Source organism: Streptomyces sp. NTH33 (assembly GCF_003236365.1).
In the GTDB taxonomy this organism is placed as follows: Bacteria; Actinomycetota; Actinomycetes; order Streptomycetales; family Streptomycetaceae; genus Streptomyces.
In genome coordinates, this window is sequence record NZ_POTZ01000964.1 from 1 (window position 1) to 993 (window position 993).

A 993-nucleotide genomic window follows, 5' to 3' on the forward strand; every position below is an offset into this window, starting at 1 on the left:
TCAAACTGCGGTATTCACCGGACGTGTATTCACTGCCGCGATCGGAGTGCGCGATGCAGCCCTCTTTCAGCGCGCCGCGGCCGGCAGCCATCTTCAGCGCATCCACCACGAGCTCGGCCCGGTGGTGGTCGGCCATCGCATACCCGACCACCTCGCGCGTGGCCAGGTCGATGACCGTGGCCAGGTACCACCAGCCGGCAAGCGTGGGCAGGTAGGTGATGTCGGAGACCAGCTTCGTGCCGGCCTCGGCGGCGGTGAAGTCCCGCCCGATGAGATCCGGTGACGGTGCGGCCTTGGTGTCCGCTTTCGTCAGGCTGCGGCGCTTGCGGCGGGTGACACCGCGGATGTCGCGCTCCCGCATGATCCGCTCGACCTTCTTTCGGTTGATCCGCCGTCCCTTGCGCCGCAGTGTGGCCGTCACGCGCGGGGCGCCGTAGGCACCCCGGGAACACGTGTGGATCTTCCGGATCTCGTCGGCCAGCTCGTCCTCCTCCGCCTGCCTCGCCGCAGCCGCGGGCTTCGCCGCAAGATAGGCGTAGTACGCCGAACGAGTGACCTTCAGCACCCGGCACAAGAACGCGACCGGCCGGCCGCCGGGGTTGGCCTCGGACACCTTCTCCGCATCGATGAACGCGTAGCGCGCGGCTACTTCGTCTTCCGATTCGCGAAGAAGGCGGTCGCTTTTCCCAGCACCTCGATCGTCTGTTCCTGCTCGCGCACCTTCCGGCGCAGCCGGACCAGCTCCTCGCGCTCGGCCGTGGTCAGCGCGCCGGCCGGGCCCTCGCCCCGGTCGATCGCGGCCTGCTTCACCCAGCCCCGCAGGCCCTCGGCGCTGACCCCGAGCTCCCGGGCCACCTCCGTCACCGTCCGCCCGGAGGAACGGACCAGCTCGACGGCATCCTTCTTGAACTCGGCCGTGTACCGCTTGCTCGTGTTGCTCTTCTTACTCACTACCTGGACTGCTTCCTCCGGGACCCGTACGTCCCAGTATCA

The 993-nt window shown here is 68.4% G+C and carries 2 protein-coding genes; both read right to left on the reverse strand.

The features are described from left to right. On the reverse strand, positions 1 to 613 hold a 613-nt coding region (locus C1I97_RS37835), incomplete at its 3' end, for an IS3 family transposase (RefSeq protein WP_111007362.1). A 32-nt stretch (positions 614 to 645) separates the two neighbouring features. Then, positions 646 to 951, reverse strand: coding sequence for a transposase (locus C1I97_RS37840; RefSeq protein WP_111007363.1), 306 nt, complete (start codon positions 949 to 951; stop codon positions 646 to 648). Positions 952 to 993 lie beyond the last annotated feature (42 nt).